This window comes from Balnearium lithotrophicum, from assembly GCF_900182585.1.
Lineage (GTDB): Bacteria > Aquificota > Aquificia > Desulfurobacteriales > Desulfurobacteriaceae > Balnearium > Balnearium lithotrophicum.
The window spans coordinates 1-1,440 of sequence record NZ_FXTM01000048.1; the positions used below are offsets into that span (position 1 = coordinate 1).

General features: G+C 37.2%; 1 protein-coding gene. It reads left to right on the forward strand.

The window, feature by feature from the left end; translation table 11 throughout:
• Nucleotides 1-849 precede the first annotated feature (849 nt).
• Complete coding sequence (locus FN732_RS09505; protein WP_142936296.1) at nt 850-1,374, forward strand: replication/maintenance protein RepL; 525 nt, start codon at nt 850-852, stop codon at nt 1,372-1,374.
• Nucleotides 1,375-1,440: the final 66 nt, after the last annotated feature.

Sequence of the window (1,440 nt, forward strand, 5' to 3'; positions counted from 1 at the left end):
CAGCTAACAACCTAATCAAACAACCCTGAAAAACAACCTAAACACCAATTTATAGGGGGAAGGAATGTCTTATCGTCTAATGGATATTATAGACCTTTCCAAGCTCTATGGTGATGTAGAACCTCACTACACTTGGAGAGTGTACATCAACAAGGACACACAAACAGGTCGTTATAAGGTTGTAATAAGCGGATTATCGCGAAAAGAGTACCTGAATATATATGGGACACGCCAAGAAGTAGAAGCTAAGCTCAAATCCCTCATAAAGCACTTAGGAAAAACTCTCTCTTCCCTATAAACTTTCAAAAGGGTGTTTTTGTTGGGTGTTTTTTTTGTTGTTAGTTGTAATTCAAGCGCAGGAGCGTAGCGGAAGCGGAGCTCCGAGCATTGAATTCCCGCACAGGCGCAATAACCGTTAATGCGTGGCAAAACCTTAAATTCGCCTGTGCGGTCTCCCTGAATAACCTTAAATGCGTGGTATGTAGGCGGATGCCTACTCTCTTCACTATCTCAGAGCTCCCTGTCTATGTGAGGGAGCTCCTCTATGTTGTGAGGGAGCTCCTCTATGTTTACTTGAATACTATTAAAATAAAGATGAACGCTTAAGTTAACTCATTGCAGTTCAATGCTTTTCTCAAGTTTTAACTCTCTTCTTATCTCTCTCACTCTCTCTATAGTGTACTATCGTACAGATATAGATATGGGAATTTATTGATTTACAAAGGATTGGAGAAATTTTAGTGTCATCAATGATACTTGAAGTGTATTCAATGACACTAAAAGTATCTTGACGAGATACTTAAGGATACTTAAAATTGATATTAAATTACTTTTATAGGAGGTGTAGCAATGGCTTTAAAGCTGAAGGGTAAAAATCTAAGGTTTAAAGGTCTAATTACTGAAGATGGAGAAGTTATCCCTATCGAACTAATGTTTGATGCATTCATTCCGAGAAGTCCAAAGGATAAAGAGCCCTATGTTAAGGTCTATGGAGAAAAGGTTTTAGATGTCATCAGAAGTAAAAAACTTAAAGCATCTGAATTAGAAGTCTTTATGTGGTTTATTGGTAAATCAAGCAATAAAAACTATTGGGCTAATGAATGGATTACTGTTGATTATGGAGACTTAGCTAAGGAATTAAATCTTTCATTAATAACAGTAAAAAGAGCTATTAAGGTTCTTCTTAAACTAAAGTTCATAGTCCAATGGAAGCCACGCAAAACAGTATTTAGGCTTAATCCTGATTACTGTTTTAAGGGCGGTGCAGTAAGTAAGCAAAAGGTTAAAGAGGAAGAGCTAAAAAGAGGGGTAGAAGAGGAAAGCGTAGAGGAGTACTTAGAGAATACAGCTAACAACCTAATCAAACAACCCTGAAAAACAACCTAAACACCAATTTATAGGGGGAAGGAATGTCTTATCGTCTAATGGATATTATAGACC

Coding starts and splice junctions, on each gene's coding strand:
- FN732_RS09505 (WP_142936296.1), top strand. CDS start 850: ATGGCTTTAAAGCTGAAGGGTAAAAATCTAAGGTTTAAAGGTCTAATT.